The 21158-nt window shown below is 38.0% G+C and carries 19 protein-coding genes and 1 tRNA gene; 12 read left to right on the top strand and 8 right to left on the bottom strand.

Annotated elements, in window-relative coordinates; translation table 11 throughout:
• Positions 1–22 precede the first annotated feature (22 nt).
• From ribD to ACZ48W_RS04275, 4 genes are all read left to right on the top strand, one after another.
• The gene (gene ribD / locus ACZ48W_RS04290) at positions 23–1018 is read left to right on the top strand and encodes a bifunctional diaminohydroxyphosphoribosylaminopyrimidine deaminase/5-amino-6-(5-phosphoribosylamino)uracil reductase RibD (protein ID WP_464830098.1); all 996 of its coding nucleotides are present in this window, start codon (positions 23–25) and stop codon (positions 1016–1018) included.
• The gene (ubiE, locus tag ACZ48W_RS04285; RefSeq protein ID WP_464830097.1) at positions 1008–1745 is read left to right on the top strand and encodes a bifunctional demethylmenaquinone methyltransferase/2-methoxy-6-polyprenyl-1,4-benzoquinol methylase UbiE; all 738 of its coding nucleotides are present in this window, start codon (positions 1008–1010) and stop codon (positions 1743–1745) included. Before ribD ends, ubiE begins: the two co-directional genes overlap by 11 nt.
• A 105-nt stretch (positions 1746–1850) precedes the next feature.
• On the top strand, positions 1851–3122 hold the full coding sequence (gene xseA, locus ACZ48W_RS04280; RefSeq protein ID WP_464830096.1) for an exodeoxyribonuclease VII large subunit: 1272 nt from the start codon (positions 1851–1853) through the stop codon (positions 3120–3122).
• A gap of 135 nt (positions 3123–3257) precedes the next feature.
• Entirely contained in the window at positions 3258–5063 is a 1806-nt protein-coding gene (locus ACZ48W_RS04275; RefSeq protein WP_464830095.1) for a sensor domain-containing protein, read from the top strand.
• Positions 5064–5117: 54 nt separating this feature from the next.
• On the opposite strand, the gene groL is transcribed toward ACZ48W_RS04275, so the two are convergent.
• Both groL and groES read right to left on the bottom strand, forming a co-directional pair.
• Entirely contained in the window at positions 5118–6755 is a 1638-nt protein-coding gene (groL, locus tag ACZ48W_RS04270; RefSeq protein WP_464830094.1) for a chaperonin GroEL, read from the bottom strand.
• Between the two features lie 18 nt (positions 6756–6773).
• Entirely contained in the window at positions 6774–7040 is a 267-nt protein-coding gene (gene groES, locus ACZ48W_RS04265) for a co-chaperone GroES (RefSeq protein WP_464830093.1), read from the bottom strand.
• A gap of 214 nt (positions 7041–7254) precedes the next feature.
• Here groES and ACZ48W_RS04260 point away from each other — a divergent pair.
• A tRNA-Met gene (locus ACZ48W_RS04260) sits at positions 7255–7331 on the top strand.
• Positions 7332–7410: 79 nt separating this feature from the next.
• On the top strand, positions 7411–8655 hold the full coding sequence (gene serS / locus ACZ48W_RS04255) for a serine--tRNA ligase (RefSeq protein WP_464830092.1): 1245 nt from the start codon (positions 7411–7413) through the stop codon (positions 8653–8655).
• Positions 8656–8733: 78 nt separating this feature from the next.
• Here serS and ACZ48W_RS04250 read toward each other — a convergent pair whose 3' ends face one another.
• The 6 genes from ACZ48W_RS04250 to hisH form a co-directional block, all read right to left on the bottom strand.
• Positions 8734–10293, bottom strand: coding sequence for a 2-isopropylmalate synthase (locus ACZ48W_RS04250; RefSeq protein WP_464830091.1), 1560 nt, complete (start codon positions 10291–10293; stop codon positions 8734–8736).
• 257 nt (positions 10294–10550) lie between these two features.
• Positions 10551–11267, bottom strand: a complete 717-nt coding sequence (gene pssA / locus ACZ48W_RS04245; protein ID WP_464830090.1) for a CDP-diacylglycerol--serine O-phosphatidyltransferase — start codon at positions 11265–11267, stop codon at positions 10551–10553.
• A gap of 1 nt (position 11268) precedes the next feature.
• Positions 11269–13239: an ATP-dependent zinc metalloprotease FtsH gene (ftsH, locus tag ACZ48W_RS04240; RefSeq protein WP_464830089.1), complete on the bottom strand. Its 1971-nt coding sequence runs from the start codon at positions 13237–13239 to the stop codon at positions 11269–11271.
• Positions 13232–14059, bottom strand: a complete 828-nt coding sequence (locus ACZ48W_RS04235) for a 50S ribosomal protein L11 methyltransferase (protein ID WP_464830088.1) — start codon at positions 14057–14059, stop codon at positions 13232–13234. The genes ftsH and ACZ48W_RS04235 overlap by 8 nt, the downstream gene beginning before the upstream one ends.
• Positions 14059–14772: a 1-(5-phosphoribosyl)-5-[(5-phosphoribosylamino)methylideneamino]imidazole-4-carboxamide isomerase gene (gene hisA / locus ACZ48W_RS04230; protein WP_464830087.1), complete on the bottom strand. Its 714-nt coding sequence runs from the start codon at positions 14770–14772 to the stop codon at positions 14059–14061. Before hisA ends, ACZ48W_RS04235 begins: the two co-directional genes overlap by 1 nt.
• Positions 14773–14878: 106 nt before the next feature.
• Positions 14879–15505 carry an imidazole glycerol phosphate synthase subunit HisH gene (gene hisH, locus ACZ48W_RS04225; protein ID WP_464830086.1) on the bottom strand — a complete coding sequence of 209 codons (627 nt, stop codon included), beginning with the start codon at positions 15503–15505 and terminating at the stop codon, positions 14879–14881.
• Positions 15506–15630: 125 nt separating this feature from the next.
• Here hisH and ACZ48W_RS04220 point away from each other — a divergent pair, with 125 nt between their 5' ends.
• The 6 genes from ACZ48W_RS04220 to ACZ48W_RS04195 all read left to right on the top strand — a co-directional run bounded on the left by ACZ48W_RS04220 (position 15631) and on the right by ACZ48W_RS04195 (position 21149).
• Positions 15631–16515 carry a lysophospholipid acyltransferase family protein gene (locus ACZ48W_RS04220; RefSeq protein WP_464830085.1) on the top strand — a complete coding sequence of 295 codons (885 nt, stop codon included), beginning with the start codon at positions 15631–15633 and terminating at the stop codon, positions 16513–16515.
• Positions 16512–17402, top strand: coding sequence for an ELM1/GtrOC1 family putative glycosyltransferase (locus tag ACZ48W_RS04215; RefSeq protein ID WP_464830084.1), 891 nt, complete (start codon positions 16512–16514; stop codon positions 17400–17402). The genes ACZ48W_RS04220 and ACZ48W_RS04215 overlap by 4 nt, the downstream gene beginning before the upstream one ends.
• Positions 17399–18484: a glycosyltransferase family 4 protein gene (locus tag ACZ48W_RS04210; protein ID WP_464830083.1), complete on the top strand. Its 1086-nt coding sequence runs from the start codon at positions 17399–17401 to the stop codon at positions 18482–18484. The genes ACZ48W_RS04215 and ACZ48W_RS04210 overlap by 4 nt, the downstream gene beginning before the upstream one ends.
• Positions 18481–19302: a polysaccharide deacetylase family protein gene (locus tag ACZ48W_RS04205; RefSeq protein WP_464830082.1), complete on the top strand. Its 822-nt coding sequence runs from the start codon at positions 18481–18483 to the stop codon at positions 19300–19302. Before ACZ48W_RS04210 ends, ACZ48W_RS04205 begins: the two co-directional genes overlap by 4 nt.
• A 133-nt stretch (positions 19303–19435) precedes the next feature.
• Positions 19436–20092: an SGNH/GDSL hydrolase family protein gene (locus ACZ48W_RS04200; protein ID WP_464830081.1), complete on the top strand. Its 657-nt coding sequence runs from the start codon at positions 19436–19438 to the stop codon at positions 20090–20092.
• A 4-nt stretch (positions 20093–20096) separates the two neighbouring features.
• Positions 20097–21149, top strand: coding sequence for an ELM1/GtrOC1 family putative glycosyltransferase (locus ACZ48W_RS04195; protein WP_464830080.1), 1053 nt, complete (start codon positions 20097–20099; stop codon positions 21147–21149).
• Positions 21150–21158 lie beyond the last annotated feature (9 nt).

Raw genomic sequence — 21158 nt, 5'->3', positions numbered from 1 at the left:
TAAAAGTCTTGAAGGGGTGAGTATGCATTTTGATGAAACGTATATGCAGCTTGCCCTTGACAAGGCCTGGGAATACCAGGGATTGACCTACCCGAACCCTGCTGTAGGTGCAGTAGTAACTTTAAACGGCAGGATATTAGCCATAGAAGCACATCAGAAAGCAGGTACTTCACATGCTGAAGTACTGGCACTGCTAAAAGCCTATGAAACACTTTCACAAACCACTGTAGATTTTGATATTTTTGATGCAAAAAAAGCACATCAATTTCTTCTAAACCTTCCTCAAGACTTTTTTAGTGCATGTACTATTTATGTTACATTGGAGCCCTGTTCCCATGAAGGAAAAACTCCCTCTTGTGCCTCATTGCTGCAGTCATTGAATTTAGCCTCGGTTGTTATTGGTATAGAAGATCCTATAGAAGGGCATCATGGCGGATCGAAGAGATTAGAGAACGTAACACTGGGTGTGCTTGAGGAGGAATGCAAAGCTTTGCTTGAACCTTTCATTATATGGCAAAAAAGGGCTTTTGTATTTTTTAAACTGGCTCAAACCTCTAACGGAAAGATCGGTGGAGGGTACCTTAGTTCTCAAGCTTCATTGCTTCATGTCCATCAATTAAGAGAAGTATGTGATATATTACTCATAGGCGGCAATACAGTACGAGTGGACAGACCTACTTTGGATTGCAGATTCATACAGGGCAAAGCACCGGATGTAGTCATATATTCAAAACAGGATGACTTTGACAGAGAGATACCTCTATTTGATATACCAAACAGAGAAGTGCGGGTAAGTAACAGTTTGGACTTTCTGGAGAATCCCTCATTGATCATGGTCGAAGGCGGAGAAGGTATGCTGAATGCATTGAAAGATAAGATAGATTGGCTGCTTGTTTACCAAACACCTAAGCTGTCTGCCAACAATTTAACCTATAATACTACAATGAATTTACAGTTTCTGCATCAAGCTAAAAAAGATGTAGATCTGATGATATGGAGTAGACAAATTGGGCATTGAAAAACTGACAGATAAACAGGAAAAACAAGAGAAAATAGTAGGTATGTTCGATGATATTGCATCGACATACGATCTGGCAAACCGTGTGCTGAGTATGGGGATTGATATCCAATGGCGTAAAAAGGGTTGTGATAAAGCTTTTGAGATATTGGGTAAAAAAGAATTAGGTCAAGTGACTGATGTTGCTACAGGTACAGGGGATCTGCTTATTTACTGGAAAGAACAAGCCCAAAAAAACGGTGTGAATATTGAGCAGTATGTTGGGGTTGATCCTTCAGTAGGAATGTTGGATGTAGCCCGTGGTAAAGTCGACTTTGCAGAGTTTATAGAGGGAAAAGCCCAAGAGCTTCCTATTGAGGATGAGCGTACAGATGTTATCTCTATATCTTACGGTATTCGTAATGTGGTAGATAGAGTAGAGGCTCTAGAAGAATTTTACCGTGCCCTAAAACCAGGCGGTATAGTGATGATACTGGAGTTTACCAAACAAGAACGAGCAGGTATATTAGATAAAGTTGTGGATTTTGGAATGAAAAAAGTATTACCGAAGATTGGTGGTTTTATCTCCAAGAATTATGAAGCATATCAATATCTTCCGGAGTCTATTGAAGAGTTTTTAACAACAGAAATGTTGGCACAGGAGCTGGAAGAAACAGGATTTGAGATGAAGTACACTAAATCTTTCTCAATGGGGATCTCTACGTTACTTGTAGCACAAAAAAAATAATGTAGGTCGGGTTGCCCTCATCCCGACAATCAATTTTTGATGTCATAAACTTTTTTTATGCAAATTAATGCCGGGATGAGGGCAACCCGACCTACAAGGATAAATATGTCACAAACTATGATGTCCATCTCCTCACTTAACACCAAAATAAAATCTCTCCTTGAAGCCACTTTTATGCACATCCTTGTAGAGGGTGAAGTGGCTTCTGTAACCTACCATACTTCAGGACATGTCTATTTTTCTATGAAAGATAAAGAGAGTTCTATTAAATGTGTGATGTGGCGTTCAGCTGTTTCAAAATTGAAGTTCCGTATTGAAAAAGGTATGCATATTGTAGTAGAGGGTTCCGTAGGGGTTTATACGCCCAGAGGAGAGTATCAGTTCTATGCAGTACATGTTGAACCCTATGGAAAAGGTGCTTTGGCTTTAGCCTATGAACAACTGAAAGAACGGCTTAAAGCAAAAGGATATTTTGATGCACAAAGAAAAAAGAGTATCCCGAAATATATAAAAAGGATTGCGCTGGTAACAGCCAAAGAGAGTGCAGCCCTGCATGATATGCTTAAGATCATAGAGAAACGGTGGCCATTGGTTGAAGTGATCATTATTGATACTTTGGTACAGGGCGAACCGGCAGCTTCACAGATAGCACAAGGGCTGAAGTATGCCGATACTTTGGGTGTAGATGTGATTGTAGCAGGGCGTGGAGGAGGTTCTGCAGAAGATTTATGGCCTTTTAATGAAGAAGAAGTGGCAGATGCGATCTTTTTATTGAAAACACCGGTTGTAAGTGCTGTAGGCCATGAAGTAGATGTGATGATAAGTGATTTTGTAGCAGATCTTCGTGCTCCTACACCAAGTGCTGCAATGGAGATGATACTTCCGGACAGTCATGAGATACTTTATACATTAGGAGAGTATGCCGAACGTTTAAAGCATAGCATAGAACAAAAGATTCATCATGCTCAACGTGAGTTAAAGCATATGGAAGAAATACTCTTAAGATACTCTCCTTCCAGACGGCTTCAAGAGGCTGAAGTAAAATTTAAACATCTTGAAGAAGAATACAGACGTGTAATACAGTACAAGGTAGAGCGTTTTTCTGAGCAGTTGCCTGCAGTTCAAAAGAGCTTTTTGCAAAATATACATTTTATTTTACAACAAAAAGAACAATATTTGGACTATGTTTCCAAAAAACTGAAAATGAGTGATCCCAAACTGCAATGCCGAAAAGGATGGGCCCAGGTATCACGCAATAATATACCTGTAGATCTTGATATGCTTGAAGTAAATGAGACATTTATACTGGAAGATGCTTCTGTTAAAATAGAAGCTTTATGTTTGCAGGTGCTTAAGCATAAAATAGATATTATATAATTTAAAAGTTCAATACCGAACTATTTGCAAAAATAGGATGGGAAGCAGCAAGCCTTAAAGAGGGGAGAGGGAAAAACCCATTATTTAAGAGAACTGGAGGGGATTGCCTTCAAATTATGATCATAAGGTGTCTCAATGGATTTTTCATTAGATATGAACAATTTCACTACTGTTGAAAATATCATTATATTTTTAATCTTTTTTATGCTTATACTTCGGATCTATTTTCTGATAAAAGAAAAGAAGAAGCTTCAAAAGCGTATTGAGAGAAAGATCAAAATATTCCAGAAAGCATTTGATATTTCTGAAGATGCTATTCTCATACTTTCCAATAAAAACTGTGTGATCTATGCCAACAAATCCATGATGGAACTTCTTGATTTAACTGAAGAACATATAGATAAGCCCTTAAAAACCATGCCTAAAGTAAAGATGAAGAAAGAGTGGTTGGATCTGGATCGGTTTATTCAACAAATGCATAAAGCATCAGAAGATAAAATGCAATCTTTTCCTCAGACCAGTCTGTTGGTGGATGGGAAGAAAAATAAGGAAATACCGGTCAATCTTTATATTGATGATTCCTCTATCGGGCAAACAGATACATTGTGGTATAAAATCATTTCCATCCATGATCTAAGTAAGGAACAGGAGAGACTTTCTGCTGCATATAGACATAAACTTACGCACTTGCCGAATCAGGTACAGGCACTGCAGGATCTAAATAAATTTTATGCACAAATACATTTGGATAACAAAAAGTTTGCACTGGTATTGGTGAATATAGATAATTTTTCACAATTGAGAGCAATCATCGGCCATGAACAGGCAAATATCATACTTATTAAATTTGCAAAATATCTGGAAGAACGTGCAAAAAAATCATCTTTCCATGTCTATCATACATTCCATAATAATTTTTTACTTATTATTCCAAGAGTAGAGTCATATAATGAGATCATAATACTGAGTAAAGAAGTTCAAAAGCAGCTGGTATCCTTTTATAAAATGGGAGGTGTCGGTTTACATTTGACGGCATCTATAGGTATAAGTATCTATCCAGAGAGCGGGTCGACCCTGAATCTTTTTGATAATGCCTATAAAGCGTTAGCAGAGGCAGAAAAAAACGGACATGGGCGTATCCATATTTATAAAACGGACACCTTGCAACATGATTATGATGAATTGGCACTTTATAACGGTATACATGAAGCAATAGAAAGAAATGAATTTGAAGTATATTATCAGCCGATAGTAGAGGTTGAAACAAAAGAAATAGCAGCAGCAGAAGCATTGATACGCTGGAGGCATCCGCAGTACGGGTTCATTCCTCCGGATATTTTTGTACCTATTATGGAAAAAACAGGTATAGTTATTGATTTGGGGAGATATGTACTTGAAGAAGTATTGAAACAGCAGAAACGCTGGGAGCTTTTTAAATTTAAGCAGATCATAGTATCGATCAATATGTCACTGTTGGAGATAGAGACAGAAGGTTTTGTCGATAATGTTACAAAGCAGCTGGTCCATCATCAGGTTGATCCCCATTTTATTAAGTTTGAGATCACAGAAGGTTCGGCAATGAGCAGTGAAGAACAGGTATATACACAACTTATGGCATTGAAAAAGCTTGGTGTGGGGATTTCACTTGATGATTTTGGGACAGGATATACTTCCTTTTCTTATTTGAAAAAATTTCCGGCTGATGTATTAAAAATGGATAAAACATTAGTGGACTATGTATTGCATAACAAGGAAGATCAGAGAATAGTAAAAGCAATGATAGAATTGGGACATAATCTGGGAATGAAAATTGTTGTTGAGGGGATAGAGAATGAAATGATGTTCGATCTTATAGCCTCTTACGGATGTGATTATATGCAGGGATATTATTTTTCAAAACCACTTGCAGTATTTGAGTTCCAAAAATTATTGAGAAAGTAATACAAATATATTAAGAGATAAGAACGGTACAGTCAGCACCGTTCTTATGCTTTTTTACATCATTCCTGGCATGCCGCCCATGCCACCCATATCTGGCATAGCCGGAGTAGCAGTTGGGGCTTCTTTTATATCTGAAACTGTTGCTTCTGTTGTAAGAAGCAGGCTTGCTACAGATGTTGCATTCTGAAGAGCAACTCTTTCAACTTTAAGCGGATCAATAATACCTGCTTCAAGCATATCTACATACTCACCTGTTGCAGCATTGAAGCCCAAGTTCGCTTCATTTGAGTTTGCAATTTTATCTGCAACTACACCTGCATCAAATCCGGCATTTTGAGCGATCTGTTTCATTGGTGCATATACAGCTCTTACAATGATCTCTGCACCTACTGCTTCATCTCCGGACAGGTCAAGATCCACAGCTTGTGCAGCTTTAATAAGTGCTGCACCACCACCGATAACAATACCTTCATCTACAGCAGCTTTCGTTGCAGAAAGAGCATCATCCACTCTGTCTTTCTTCTCTTTCATCTCAGTCTCTGTGGCAGCTCCGACTTTAATTACTGCTACACCACCGGAGAGTTTTGCAAGTCTTTCCTGGAGTTTTTCTTTATCATACTCGCTTGTAGTATTTCCAATTTGAACTTTGATCTCACTAACTCTGGATTCAACTGCAGCACTATCGCCTTTACCGTCTACGATGACAGTATTGTCTTTGTCTATAACCACTCTTGCTGCCTGGCCGAGTTCATTCAGTGTAGCTTTATCCAGGCTGAGACCTAACTCTTCGGTGATGACTGTTGCACCCGTCAGGATAGCGATATCTTTTAGCATCTCTTTTTTTCTGTCACCAAATCCGGGAGCTTTAACTGCAGCAATGTTCAATACACCTTTAAGTCTGTTCAATACCAGTGTTGCCAATGCTTCACCTTCCAGGTCATCAGAGATGATAAGAAGCGGTCTTCCACTCTGTTGTATCTGCTCCAGTACAGGAACCAGATCTTTTAATGAAGTGATTTTTGCATCTGTAATAAGAAGTAGCGGATTTTCCATCTCACATGTCATTTTCTCTGTATTGGTCACAAAGTATGGAGAAAGGTATCCTCTGTCAAACTGCATACCCTCTACTACTTCGAGATCGTCATTGATCCCTTTTGCCTCTTCCACCGTGATCACACCATCTTTTCCAACTCTTTCCATTGCTTCTGCAATAAGATTACCGATAGTCTCATCAGAGTTTGCAGAGATTGTGGCTACCTGTGCGATCTCTTTTTTGTCTTTTACTTCTTTCGATATCTTTTTAAGTTCTTCAATGATGGCAGCTGATGCTTTATCCATACCTCTCTTCACTTCTATGGGATTCGCACCTGCAGTGATATTTCTAAGACCTTCTTTAAAGATGGAATGTGCCAATACAGTTGCAGTGGTTGTACCGTCACCGGCTTCATCGGCAGTGTTGCTAGCTACTTCTTTTACAAGTTGGGCACCCATATTCTCCAAGCTGTCTGTTAGTTCTATCTCACGTGCGACACTCACTCCGTCTTTGGTGATGTGCGGTGCACCGAAACTTTTTTGTATGAGTACATTACGCCCTCGAGGTCCCATTGTTACTTTGACTGCATCTGCCAGCTTGCATACACCTTCATATAATCCGTTTCTTGCTTTGTCTGAAAAAAATATCTCTTTTGCCATAATAATTCTCCTTAATGATTATTTAATAAGACCTAAAATCTCTTTACTCAATAATATAAGGTACTCAGACCCTTCTATCGTGATTTCCATACCGGAAAAGTCAGCAAATACTACAGTATCACCTTCATTGATCCCATCTTCTTTTGCTTCAGACCCTACAGCGATCACTTTTCCCTGTAAAGGTTTCTTTTTTGCTGTATCAGGAATAATGATACCTGATGCTGTTGTATTTGATTGTTCTTCGCGTTCTACAAGAACTCTGTTCGCCAATGGTATAAATGCCATCTCAGCTCCTTTGATATGTTATTTTTTTATGAGGGTATTTTAGTCATTTTTTAAAAAAATGTCAAGTAGGTTATTGTGAATTATTTAATATATATGAGTCATTATGACTAAAGAATTATAGTATATCAGGCTAAAAAACTTTTTTTAAAACTTTTTTCTGAAAACTATTGACAATAAAGGTAACTTTAGATAAAATTCCGGTCTCTTCAACAGTGGCAAGGTAGCTCAGCTGGTTAGAGCGCTGGTCTCATAAGCCGGAGGTCGGGGATTCGAGTTCCCCTCTTGCTACCACTTAAATTTTCTTATTTAATCAATCTTTTTATACTTTATGACTATAATTCCATAAACATTTTAGAAATAGGTAAACCCCATGATAGACTTAAAATATCTCCAAAATAATTTTGAGGAAGCAAGTGCCAAACTTCAGAAAAAAGGTGTGGACAGTGCTACACTTGAAAATCTTCAAATACTTTTTACTTCTTTAAAAGAGGCGAATGCCACACTCGAAGCATCCAAAGCAGAACAGAACAGTATGTCCAAACTTTTTGGTCAGTATATGCGTGAGGGCAAAGATATTACTGAACTGAAAGCAAAAGTAGATGCGAACAAGGAAGCGATGGTCCCGCTTCAGGAAAAGGCCAGAGAAGCGGAAGAAGCACTTTATGCTATTGCACTTGCTATACCGAATTTTCCGGATGATTCTGTCCCTGAGGGTGCAGATGAGGATGCTAATATAGAACTAATCAAAGTACTTGAACCCAGAAGTTTCTCTTTTGAGCCCAAAGAGCATTGGGACTTGGCAGAGAAAAACGGATGGATAGATTTTGAACGTGGAGTAAAACTTGCCAAGAGCCGTTTTTCTGTGCTTAGAGGTGACGCTGCAAGGCTTGAAAGAGCGCTAATCAACTTTTTCCTTGATACCAATAGAGAAAGAGGCTTTGAAGAGCTTTGTGTGCCATTTATGAATAATGCTGCCATGCTTCAAGGTACCGGACAACTTCCAAAGTTCGGAGATGACCTTTTTAAAATAGAGGGAGAAGATCTCTATCTTATCCCTACTGCAGAAGTTCCGCTTACCAATATGTATAATGATGAGATTCTTCCAGAAAAAGAACTTCCTGTACTTATGACCGGTTATACACCATGTTTCAGGAAAGAAGCAGGGAGTGCAGGGCGTGATACTCGGGGGATGATTCGTCAACATCAATTTGACAAAGTTGAAATGGTAGCCATTGCACATCCGGACAGATCGGATGAAGTTTTTGATATGATGGTACAGAATGCTTCGGATATACTTACTGCTCTTGGTCTGCCGCATAGAGTAGTAGAACTTTGCGGAGGGGATTTGGGCTTTTCTGCGGCAAAGACCATAGACCTGGAAGTGTGGCTTCCCGGACAAAATAAATACCGCGAGATCTCTTCTATCTCCAATACAAGGGATTTCCAGGCAAGACGTGCAAAAATACGTTTCAAAGGCGGAAAGAAAAATAGATTGGTACATACACTGAACGGTTCAGCGCTTGCGGTAGGGCGTACACTTATTGCGATCATGGAGAATTATCAGAATGAAGACGGAACGATTGAGATTCCTGAGGTTTTGAAGAAGTATATGTAGATACGTAGGGGCACCCCTCGTGGGTGCCCAATAAAATATTTTAAATATAAGGGCAGCCACAAGGGATGCCCCTACATATTAAACTGTTTTAGAACTATCACTATAACGTGACTTCAATTTCCCTTCCATGCTCAAATAACTATTTAATGCGCCGATGTAGGCTCTGGCAGAGGCTAACATTGTGTCTATATTTAAGCCATGTCCTATGATGGCAGGTTCATTATCATTAAATGAGACTTTTACGGTTACAGAAGCCAAGGCATCTTTACCTTCACTCACTGACTTAACTTTGTAGTCTTCCAACTTGCCGACATAACCTGAGATTCTGTCAATAGTTTTAAAGATAGCATCTATCGTTCCTTCACCAATGCTTGCATCAATGATCTCATTATCATCTTTTTTGATGCTGACAGCAGCACTGGGTACACCATTACTGCAATCCATCAACTGTAATGAGACCAACTCAAATACTTTTGGTGCAGAGGTCATTTCATTCGTAACCAATGCTCTTAAGTCATCATCATAAATCTCTTTTTTTCTATCAGCCAATATTTTAAAGCGTTCAAAAGAAGCGTTCAATGCTTCATCATCCAAGGTAAAGCCTAATTTACTCAACTTGTCTTTAAATGCTGCACGCCCGGAGTGTTTACCCAAGACCAAAGTATCTTTCATATCCAAACCAATGTCTTCCGGTCGGATGATCTCATAGGTTTCTTTGTGTTTTAGCATACCATCCTGATGTATGCCGCTCTCATGAGCAAAAGCATTTTTACCTACGATGGCTTTATTGGGTTGTGGTTCTATGCCTGTGATACTGGCTATCAAACGGCTGCTTGGGTAGATCTCTTTTGTATTGATATTTGTATCAAATTCTGAAAAGACATCTGAACGGGTTTTTAATGCCATCACAATCTCTTCAAGCGCTGCGTTACCTGCACGTTCACCTAAACCATTGATGGTACATTCTACCTGTCTTGCACCATTCATCACAGCTTCTAACGAGTTTGCTACACCCAAGCCCAAGTCATTGTGGTTATGGACTGAAATGATAGCTCTGCCTTTGACATATTCACTCATCTCTTTGACCATAGCACCTATCTCAAAAGGAAGTCTAAAGCCAACGGTATCCGGCAAGTTAATAGTACTTGCACCTGCTTCTATAACGGCATCACTTATCTCTTTCATGAAGCCCATATCTGAACGACCTGCATCTTCACAGGAGAACTCTACATCATCAACAAAGGTACGAGCATACTCTACTGCTCTTACAGCTCTTTTGATAACTTCATCAGGAGACATTTTAAGTTTGTGTTCCATATGTATTTTGGAAGTTGCGATAAAAGTATGGATACGTTTCGTCTTTGCTTTTGCTATGGCTTCCCCTGCTGCTTTGACATCTGAGTCAAGCGCACGTGCCAAAGAACAGATGGTAGAGTTGTGTACTCTTTGTGCTATCTTCTCTATAGCATCAAAGTCTCCCGGACTTGCAGCGGCAAATCCCGCTTCAATGATATCTACACCCAAACGCTCCAACTGTACAGCGATCTGGATCTTCTCTTCAGTGTTCATGGAAGCCCCGGGACTTTGTTCTCCATCTCTTAAAGTTGTGTCAAATATTTTAATTGTTTCAGTACTCATGGTAATAACCTTATTGTTATAAAAAGCCAACTGGCTTGAAAATTGTCTAATTTTACCTAAATATTGGTTAGGATATTAGAATAGAATGTTATCTTATGTAAAAAAGTGGATAGTTAGACTATTAGAGTGCAAGCAGTAGCAGGAGAGAACTATCTTTAGTGAAAATAGTGTTTGTATGAATGATTGTTTTCATTGTGTTCTCCTGTTAGATTTCTAAAAGTATACAATAAATTAAAATAAATTACAAGGGATAAAAATTATCTTTTAATTTTTATCTTTCTAATATTAAGAGTTCTTAGTGCACGTAAAGGACCATACAATATATATGCAAGGATGATGATTGCAAATCCTTCTGCTGAAAAAAGATAAAGTAAAGAAGCGATAAGAACAAGAAGTATCATGGTCTTAAAGACCATCGGTTTGTCAAGTTGAACTTTTTTGAATGAGGGGTATCTGAAGTTGCTGACCATAAGTACACTAACCCCTAAAGCCAAAAACAGTAGAACAATACAGTAGTTCTCTAAGGAATATTTGTAAAAAAGGAGTATCCACATAGAGATGAAAATCGCAGCTGTAGGGATGGGAAGTCCAATGAAAACATTAGGATCCGTTTTGGCTGTAGAGATATTGAATCGTGCCAAACGGATAGCTCCAAAAATAACATAGAGTGCAGAAACTAAAATACCGAAACGTCCAAATTCATGTCCTGCAAAAAAGTAGAGCAGCATCGCAGGAGCAATACCAAAAGAGATAATATCTGCCAAAGAGTCGAACTCTACACCAAATTGGCTTGTTGTATTGGTCAGACGAGCGATCCGACCATCCAATCCATCAAAAATAAGAGCTAAAAGTATAAGCCAGGAGGCAAGGACAAAGTTTTCTTTGCTTGCTTCTACCATACTTATCACACCTACAAAAATACTGCTTGCAGTAAAAAGATTCGGCAGGAGATAGATAAGGTTTGGTCTATTCATGTTATTCTTCTTTTTCTTCTTTCTTGGTTTCTTCTTTCTTGGTTTCTTCTACTTTGTCCGGATGTGCCAAACGGCTTTCCATATGGTTTTCCTGTTCATATGTCTCTATGATCTCACGTACTTTTTTACCTTCTATCACTTCAACATCAAGTAGAACAGAAGCCATGTTCTCTATAGCCTGGTAATACTCGTTGAGTGTTTTCTTAACAAAGTTATAACGCTCATTGAGGGTCTTTTTAATTTCAGCATCGATCTCTTCTGCCATTTTTTCACTATAATCAGTCGATGCCATGCCGCCGCCAAGGAAGCTGTTTTCAGTTCTTTTAAGTACCATAAGTCCTGCGACATCACTCATTCCGTATACTGAGATCATATCTTTTAAAATGGCAGTTGCACGGTCAAGGTCATTGCCTGCACCGGTACTTATTTCACCTATGAAGATCTCTTCTGCTGCACGTCCGCCAAGAAGTACATCTATTTCAGCCATAAGTTCATGTTTCTGTTTCAGGAAACGTTCTTCATCTTCAGGAAGGTGAAGTGTATATCCCAGTGCACCAAGACCTCTTGGAATGATGGAAACTTTGGTAACACGTGTTGCACCTTTTGAGAGTTCTGCCATCAATGCATGCCCGCTCTCATGGTATGCGACTATTCTTTTTTCTATTTCGTTTATTTTACGATTTTTCTTTTCAAGCCCTACAAAGGATCTTTCAATGGCTTCGAGCAGATCGGACTGTTCTATCTCTTTTTTATTGAATCTTCCGGCAAGAAGTGCTGCTTCATTGATGATATTCGCCAAATCGGCACCCGCCAGTCCTGCAGTCTGTTTGGCAACGATCTCCAAGTCGACATTTGAAGCAAGTTTCACTCCTTTGGAGTGTACTTTCAGGATAGCCAAACGGCCTTCATAGTCAGGTTTGTCTACGAGTACCTGTCTGTCAAAACGTCCTGCTCTAAGTAGAGCTGCATCAAGTGTTTCAGGTCTGTTGGTCGCTGCAAGTACAATAACAGGTGTATCTGTACCAAAACCGTCCATTTCAGCCAGAAGCTGATTCAGTGTCTGTTCTCTTTCATCATTTCCGCCCATTTGTCCGCCGGAAGCACGACTCTTACCGATAGCATCGATCTCATCAATGAAAATAATAGAGGGAGCCTCTTTTTTTGCCTGGGCAAAAAGGTCACGTACACGGCTTGCACCGACCCCTACGAACATTTCAATGAATCCTGAACCGCTGACTGAAAAGAAAGGTACAGATGCTTCACCTGCAACTGCTTTTGCAAGCAGGGTTTTTCCTGTCCCCGGAGGTCCAACCAGAAGAACCCCTTTTGGTATTTTTGCTCCCAGTTCTATATAGCGTTCCGGAAACTTGAGGAAATCGACTATCTCTTTAACCTCATCTTTTGCTTCTTCAACCCCCTGAACATCATCGAATGTCGTATCAGGTTTTTCAGAGTTGATGAGTTTGTCCGCTTTACCGGCACCAAGAATACCTCCGCCCATACCTTTGGACATTTTCTTGGCAAGAAAGATCCAGATAGCGAAAAAGATGAGTATAGGGAGCATCATGCTGATAAGTTCAGAAAAGAAACCATTTCCCATTACACCTTCATATGTGATGTTCTTCTCTTCCAAAAGAGGGATGAGCTTTTCATCATAGGTAGGTACATTTTGTGCTATATAACGTATTTTACGTCCGTTTTTTTCACTAATCGCCTCAATGCTTGAAGGTGTAAGTTTTACACTTTTGACAGTTCCTTTTTCTATCTCTTTTTTAATTTCAGAGTATTTGACTTGTTTGGTCTGTGCTATATTGTTAGTGTTAAGCATAGTGCCTAAACTGTCACTTTCACCTACAAAAGATTTAAAGATCATTATAATCACAATGGAAAATATTGCAAATGCAAGCAGGGGATTGTTATTGAAAAAATTATTGTTATTGTTCTCTTGATTGTTATTGTTCTGATTAGCCATTAGCTTCCTTTTTATAAACAAGTGTTACCCACTCGTCTTTCAGTGTTCTTTTTTCCAGGGCAAGGTCTTTAAATGACTCTTTGACCAGTTCTTCTTTTTTGTCCAAGATACCTGAAAGTATCAAGTATCCATCCTCTTTTGTGGCAGATTTCAGATCTTTTGCAATAAATCTTAACACATCTGCTATGATATTAGCTATGACCACGTCATATGTGCCTTCTGCTTTGTCTATGGAACCTTCCCAGAGCTTATCATAGTTCTCTTCATTGAGCTCAAAGTTCTCTTTGCAACTCTCTACTGAAAGTGGGTCTGTATCACAGAGTTCTACGTTTGCACCTAGTTTTTTACAAGCTAGTCCCAATATACCAGAACCACATCCTACATCAATGATGCTTACATCCGCTTCAACATATTCGCTAATAGCTTCTAAACATGAAAACGTGGTAGCATGATGTCCTGAACCAAAAGCAAGAGCAGGGTCTATTTTGATATTTATTAATTCCTCTTTGGGCTCATACCAGCTGGGAAAAATGTAAAACTTTCCTGCTTCTATGGGTTGTATAGAGTCTTGATAGGTTTTTATCCAGTCTATATTTTCTTTTTCTTCAAGGGTGTATTCCATTTGGATACTGTCACCTAAAGTACTTGCCAATGATACAAGAGCATCTTTAACGAAAGTTAAATCAGATTCACTTCGTACGATAATCTGTCCTTTACCCAGTTCAAGCCCCTCACCGTAAATGTTAGAGATGAAATCTGCTATGAAGTCTACGAAGTCATCATTGAGTTTAACGGTTAATTCATGATACGTATTTTGCATTATGCCTCTTTTGCAGCTTTAAAAGCTTCTTCTAAATCTAATGTTCCTTCATAGAATGCTTTTCCTACAATAGTTCCATTCACACCAGCTTTTATCAAAGCATTGATATCAGTCATATCTTTAAGCCCACCAGAAGCGATAGTCTCAAGTCCGGAAGCTTTGGCGATCTCTACAGTAAAATCTACGTTCACTCCGGTCATCATACCATCACGACCTACATCTGTACAGATGATAGCTTCCACACCAGCATCTGCAAACTCTTTGGCAAGGTCAGTTGCTTTCATGTCTGAAACTTCTGCCCAACCTTCTACCGCTACCATACCGTCAATAGCATCGATACCTACAACGATAGGATATCTCGCGGCCATATCTTTTACGAACTGAGGGTTTTTGACTGCAACAGAACCTAAGATGAGTCTATCCACTCCAAGGTCAAGATACATCTTTATAGTCTCTTCATCACGGATACCCCCGCCAAGCTCCAGCTTGAGATTGCAGTGCTCTCTAATCTGTTTGATCTGCTCTAAATTTTCAGGTTTACCTGCAAATGCACCGTTAAGGTCAACAAGATGTACCCATTCTGATCCAAGCTCTTCAAATCTTTTTGCCACTTGCCAAGGCTCATCAGAGTATATTTTTGCTGAGTCCATTAAGCCTTTGCTCAATCTTACTGCTTTACCGTCTTTAAGGTCGATCGCGGGGAGTATGGTCATTTTTGCTCCTTTGGAGTAAAAATGAGTGATGAGTGATGAGTGATGAGTGATGAGTGTTTGTATGCATTGCTATGCAATGCTTTTATTATATTTTGCATATTGATTCCTATAATTTCGTAAAATTTTCTATGATTTTAAGCCCATTATCATGGCTCTTTTCCGGGTGTGGCTGGATACCGTAAATATTCCCGTTTTGTACCGCAGAAACAAATTCATAACCGTAATGTGTTTTCCCTATGGCATACTTATCATCACATACAGCATGGAATGAGTGTACAAAGTAAAGGTAAAAGTCATTAGGAAGTCCATCAAACAATGGGCAACCACGAGGGTTTGCCCCTACATTTTGGAACAACTCGTTCCAGCCCATATGTGGGACTTTTAGAGGATGGTCAAATGCACTCTCATCAAAGGCTACTACTTTACCGGGGATAAGTCCCAGTCCTTCTGTGCTTCCAAACTCTTCACTGCTTTCAAAAAGAAGTTGCATCCCTAAACAGATACCCAGTAGAGGTTTACCACTGGCAGCAAATGCTTTTACGGCTTTATCCATGCCATTTTCTTTCAAATGTTCCATCGCATCACCAAAAGCACCTACACCTGGTAAGATGAGTTTGTCATACTGGCTTAATTTAGAGGGGTCACTCTCCAGGCTGGCATCTGCACCTACTTTTGCAAATGCATTGATAACAGAGGCAAGGTTACCCATGTTGTAATCGACGATTCCAATCACAATAATATTCCTTCAATAGCTTATAAATTACCGTGATTATAGCAAATTAAATTGAAAGGTGATATTTTACGGTGCATCCTTTAGGCTATTTGGGTAAAATAAGCTATTAAATTATTAGGTCGTAGATGAGAGAAAAAGTAGAATATATCTTAGTGAAACTGTTTTTATGGTTAGCAAAAATAGCTCCTAGATCATTTATTTACAGTGTAATAAAAGGTTTGACACTTCTTGTATACCGCTTAGATAGAAAAAGACGTAACCTTACTATTCAAAACCTTACTATGGCATTTCCTGAAAAATCTGAAAAACAAATACTTGAACTTTCTAAAAAAGTTTATGTTGAACTTTCCAAAACAATTACTGAAATCTTGTTGATGTTCATTGGCAAATTCAATATTGATAATGCAATTAAAAACAGGGAAGAAGCTAAAAAGAAATTAGATGAAATTGTGAAAAACAGCCCACTCGGAGTTATTGTTGTTACAGCACATTTTTCCAACTGGGAATTAGCTGCACATTTTTTGGCAAAAAACGGTCTGCCTATGCTGGCAGTAGGCAGAAAAGGAAATAATCAACTGATAGACACAAAGATTACAATCCCTTTTAGAAATAAATACGGTAATCAGGCAGTCAGTAAAAAGAAAGCAATGCTGGCTATGGCAAAAAGACTAAAAGCAGGAAAGGCTGTTGGATTGCTGATCGATCAGAAAGCAGGGAATAAAAATAGTGCGATGGTACCTTTTTTTGATCATCCGGCTAAAACGACACTTTCTGTTGCTTCATTGAAATTAAAATTCGATCCTGTTGTTATACCGATCTTTATTGTCAGGGACAGGGATGGCTTGTATGAGATGATCATTAATGAGCCTGTTGATTATGTTGCAGAAGAGATCGAAGATAAAGAAAAGAAATTGGACGCAATGACCCTGAAATACAATCAGTCCATAGAAGATGTGATCAGACAATATCCCGAGCAGTGGTTCTGGATGCATAACAGGTGGCATATATGAGTAGGATACTCATATTGAGTGATGATCGCACGGGTCATCTTAATCAGTCTTTGGCCTTGGCAAAATATATGGGAATGCCTTATGATATTGTTTCCGTGAAATTTAAATATCGATGGTATAAATCTCTTTCCTATATACTTGATCAGTTAGGTATCAATACGGAAAAGCTGTTTGATATCCGGATAGATAAAAAGTATGATCTGATCGTTGGATCAGGCTCTTCTGTCTCTTATGCTACTAAAGTCCTGGCTGAAAAAACGGATACAAGATCGGTAGTGATGATGCTGCCCCGTGGGTATCGTTATACTTTTGATATTATCTTTGCACAAAGACATGATAACCCGCCAAAGCAAAATAATATTATTGAGATCCCTGCAAATTTTTCTTATATAGAACCTGAAGGTCTGTATGAGGCAAACAGAAAATCCATAGGTATAGTAATAGGCGGTGATAATAAAATATTCAATATGGATCCGGAAATATTGAAACAACAATTGGATTTTATTAAACAGTACTATCATGGGTATGAAATTGCAATAACGACATCACCCCGTACTTCCAAAGAGATCGAATCATTGGTGAAAGATTACGGATTTGACTATGAAGTGATCTATTCTGAAGATCCTGTAAATCCTATCCCGGATTTTCTTGAACAGTGTGAGACAGTCTTTATTACGGGAGACAGTACTTCTATGATCTCGGAAGCAGTGGCTTATGGTGAATCAAATGTTATCGTTCTGCCCTTAGAGAGTAAAGGTGATAATAAATTTACAAGATTTATCTCTTCTTTGGCAAGAGAGGGATATTTGCATATTTTTGATGGTACGATAAAGAATAAGAATAAGAAAATAGATTTTTTATCTTATGTGCATAAGGCAGTATTATGAGAATTGTACAGATACTCCCGGAACTGAATGAAGGCGGTGTAGAAAGAGGTACAGTGGAACTCAGCCGTGAACTGGTGAAGAGAGGGTATGAGAGTATTGTGATCAGTGCAGGAGGAAAACTTCAAGAGCAGATAGAAAAAGAGGGAGGAAAACATATTGTTTTTGATGTGTGTTCCAAAAATCCTTTTACAGCTCCCGGTCGTATCATAAAACTGCGTAAATTATTTCAGGAACTTAAGCCTGATATTCTCCATGCACGAAGTCGTGTACCTGCATGGCTAAGCTATCTGGCAAATAAGAGATCAGGTATTCCTTTTGTGACTACGGTGCATGGGTTTAACAGTGTGAGTCCCTATAGTGCCATTATGACCAAAGGTGATCATGTGATCTGTGTCAGTCAGGCGATCAAGAGTTACATTCAAGCACATTATGATACGCCGGATGAGAAGATCACGGTCATTCCACGGGGTATTGATTTAGAAAAATTCAATCCTCAAAATATTGATAAGAAATTTATAGAGAATTTTAAAAAAGAGTATCATTTAGATGATAAACGTATCATCAGTACAGTAGGACGTATTACCCAGCTTAAAGACCATCAGACTTTCATTCGATCGATCTCTTTACTGAAAAAAGATTATCCGAATATTATTGGACTTATCGTGGGGGGTATACGTGAAGATAAACAGGATTATTTTCATACGCTGGAAGCTTTAGTGAAAAAACTTGATATTTCTGATAATATTATTTTTACCGGTTCTCAAAATCAAGTATCAGAGATCTATGCCTTGAGTGATGTTGTGGTCAGCAGCTCTAAAAAACCGGAGAGTTTCGGAAGAAGTGTAGCAGAAGCTTTAGCCCTCAATACTCCTGTAGTGGCAACAGATCATGGGGGAGTACTGGATATCATTGCAGAAGGTGAAAACGGTTTTTTCTATCCGGTGGGAGAGAGTGAAGCATTGGCTGAAGCTATTGATAAATGCAGTCACTTGGAATTTAATGGGTATCGCTATATTTCTGAGAATTTTTCATTGGAAAAAATGGTTCAGAGTACGCTAACTGTGTATAAGGATCTGGTATGACCGTTTGGTTCGTTGGGATACTCCTGCTCATATCTGTTTATTTCTCTTATCGTTATGCCTGGTGGAAAAGAGCGGTCGATTACCGTTACCCGAGGATACTGATGTACCATATGATCCGTGATGCTGTTCCGGGTAAAAAATTTAATTCTTTACGTGTTTCTCCGGAAGCTTTTGAAGCACAGGTCCGGTATCTGTATGAGAAGGGATGGCACTCCTATACGATGTCAGAAGCCATAGTACAAAAAGAATCCTTACCTGTAAAAAGCGTGGTGATCACCTTTGATGACGGATACAGGGACAACTTAATGAATGCACTCCCGATATTGAAAAAATATGCTTTCAAAGCAACGATCTATCTGGTCAATGACCGACATGACAGAGATTGGTCAGGGTACCGTAAAGCCAAAAATGAAGGAGCCGGACTGAAAGATGAACCAAAACTCAGTGATGATGAGGTCAGGGAGTTATTGGATAGTGGTTTGATAGAGATCGGTGCACATACTCTGACCCATGCCAATCTGAAGAATTTGGATACAACAGAGAGTGAAAGAGAGATCTGCAGATCAAAAGAAGAGATAGAAAAACTTTTTGATACAGCCTGTCAAACATTTGCTTATCCTTTTGGGTTGTATGATCCTAAAGATAAAAATATCGTTAAAAAGTGTGGATACAGCAGTGCTGTGACAACGGAAACAGGTATCGGTGACCTGTCAGAATGTGATCCTTTTGAAATTCCCCGTGTGACGATCAGCGGTAAAGATAACTTCTTGGCTTTTTGGTTGAAATTGAAAAGAGGGAAAAGGGGTATTGGTAAATAAAAATAAATTATTTTAAAGAAGTTGAAATTTAGCAAAAGTAAAACTACTTGAAGCAAAAGAATATTTCACTTTAGATACAATTATTTAAAATACTTATTTTATATATCAAATTAAAATGAAAGGAAAAAAATAGATGGCAGATATTTTAGCATTAGGTGATTGCAATATATATGGAGATGTCTATTTTAAAGGTAATGCTTACCCTGAACGTTTTGCTAAACTTATTGATAAAAGTTTGAAAAATGCAGGATATACAATGTCTACTACCAGAGAAATGCAATATTTTTTTAAAGATTTTTATAGTAAAGATACCGAAATAATTTTTATTCAATATGGTTTAGTCGATTCATGGGTAACATTCAAATATGCTCCTTATGTACTTTATTATCCAGATTATGCACTTCGTAAGATCTATCGTAAAATTGTAAAAAAATATAAAAAAATCGCAAAATCTTTAAAATTATATGATCTGCTTGGCAGTCATAATGTTGTTGGGATAGAGGAGTATGAAAAGAATATTGAAAATATTTTACAAAGTGCAACAGATAAAAAAATAATTTTAATTGATACGGTACCCAGCTTACAATTATTCAGAAACAGTGCTATACAAAAGTATAATCATATACTTACAGAACTTACCAAAAAATATGATAATTGTTACAAGCTTGATCTTTATGATGAATTCCTGGAACATTTGGATACCTATTATATAGATGACACCCATATCAATGATCTGGGATATGATGTCATTACAAAAAAACTTTTTGCTTTATATCAAACGATAAAATAGATCAATGAAAAAAAACATCATATTAATAACAGATGGTAAAGCAGGGCATGAAAATATTTCAAAGGGTGTGATACATACTATTGAACAATATCATGATATCAATATTATTAAAGTACATGCCAAATTAAGAAGCACTTGGCTTAAAAGAATCATTACTGTGATCTTGAATCAAAGTAGTTTTTGGAAAGAAAAAAAATCACTGATCGATCTTTTTTATCAAAAAGTGGATGTCCCTGAAAAAATGCACTATGATCTTATTGTCTCAACAGGAGGGACAACCTCTTTTTTAAATGTAATGTTAAGTCAGTATTTGGGATGTCCAAATCTCTATTGCAGTTCATTGAGAGGTTTAAAATATACATTTTTTACCTATATTGTCTCTTTGGAGGATCACCGGTATCCTAATGAGATCGTTGTAGATACACCACCATTAAGTTTGAAATATAACAGTGAAGATGTAGAAAAATTCAGATCCGAGAATAGTATACTGAAAACAGATTCTATTTGGAGTGTATTAATTGGGGGACCAACAGAGGATTATCCTTATTCCAGTAATGATTTTGAAAAGATGGTGAGAAGTATTATCCAATTGGCAAAAGATCATCATACAAAATTATGTATTACAACATCAAGAAGGACCACTGAAAAGATGGAAGAAAAATTATATAAGATCTTTGACGAAGAGAAAGATATGATCAAAAAGTATGTGTTATATAACCAGAAACCTGAAAAGGTGATGAGTGTATTCCTTGCTGTAGCAGATAAAATATTTTGTACCGAAGAGAGTGGTTCTATGGTAACAGAAGCAGTATTGAGTAAAAAACCTGTCTATACAATAAAAACAGATAAAGCTAACCCCAAAGGGATCTATAAAAGTTTTATTTATAAACTTATCAACCATCAAAATATTGTATCAACAGATGTTGGTAATATTTCTCTTATCACTTTTACTGAACCTATAAAGAGTATTGAAAAATATCCTGCTGAAATAGTTTACACTAAAATTAAATATCTTTTGGAAAAAAACTATAAAATTGAAACAAACAGGATAATTTGATTTAAAAAA

The organism is Sulfurovum aggregans, assembly GCF_055385215.1.
The sequence above is the reverse complement of the archived record's forward strand: the minus strand, read 5'-3'. Positions and strand labels throughout refer to the sequence as shown.

Excerpts from the sequence above, each read along its gene's own strand:
- ribD (WP_464830098.1), top strand. The coding sequence starts at position 23 with ATGCATTTTGATGAAACGTATATGCAGCTTGCCCTTGACAAGGCCTGG.
- xseA (WP_464830096.1), top strand. The coding sequence starts at position 1,851 with ATGTCACAAACTATGATGTCCATCTCCTCACTTAACACCAAAATAAAA.
- ACZ48W_RS04275 (WP_464830095.1), top strand. The coding sequence starts at position 3,258 with ATGGATTTTTCATTAGATATGAACAATTTCACTACTGTTGAAAATATC.
- groL (WP_464830094.1), bottom strand. The coding sequence starts at position 6,755 with ATGGCAAAAGAGATATTTTTTTCAGACAAAGCAAGAAACGGATTATAT.
- groES (WP_464830093.1), bottom strand. The coding sequence starts at position 7,040 with ATGGCATTTATACCATTGGCGAACAGAGTTCTTGTAGAACGCGAAGAA.
- serS (WP_464830092.1), top strand. The coding sequence starts at position 7,411 with ATGATAGACTTAAAATATCTCCAAAATAATTTTGAGGAAGCAAGTGCC.
- ACZ48W_RS04250 (WP_464830091.1), bottom strand. The coding sequence starts at position 10,293 with ATGAGTACTGAAACAATTAAAATATTTGACACAACTTTAAGAGATGGA.
- pssA (WP_464830090.1), bottom strand. The coding sequence starts at position 11,267 with ATGAATAGACCAAACCTTATCTATCTCCTGCCGAATCTTTTTACTGCA.
- ftsH (WP_464830089.1), bottom strand. The coding sequence starts at position 13,239 with ATGGCTAATCAGAACAATAACAATCAAGAGAACAATAACAATAATTTT.
- ACZ48W_RS04235 (WP_464830088.1), bottom strand. The coding sequence starts at position 14,059 with ATGCAAAATACGTATCATGAATTAACCGTTAAACTCAATGATGACTTC.
- hisA (WP_464830087.1), bottom strand. The coding sequence starts at position 14,772 with ATGACCATACTCCCCGCGATCGACCTTAAAGACGGTAAAGCAGTAAGA.
- ACZ48W_RS04220 (WP_464830085.1), top strand. The coding sequence starts at position 15,631 with ATGAGAGAAAAAGTAGAATATATCTTAGTGAAACTGTTTTTATGGTTA.
- ACZ48W_RS04215 (WP_464830084.1), top strand. The coding sequence starts at position 16,512 with ATGAGTAGGATACTCATATTGAGTGATGATCGCACGGGTCATCTTAAT.
- ACZ48W_RS04210 (WP_464830083.1), top strand. The coding sequence starts at position 17,399 with ATGAGAATTGTACAGATACTCCCGGAACTGAATGAAGGCGGTGTAGAA.
- ACZ48W_RS04205 (WP_464830082.1), top strand. The coding sequence starts at position 18,481 with ATGACCGTTTGGTTCGTTGGGATACTCCTGCTCATATCTGTTTATTTC.
- ACZ48W_RS04200 (WP_464830081.1), top strand. The coding sequence starts at position 19,436 with ATGGCAGATATTTTAGCATTAGGTGATTGCAATATATATGGAGATGTC.
- ACZ48W_RS04195 (WP_464830080.1), top strand. The coding sequence starts at position 20,097 with ATGAAAAAAAACATCATATTAATAACAGATGGTAAAGCAGGGCATGAA.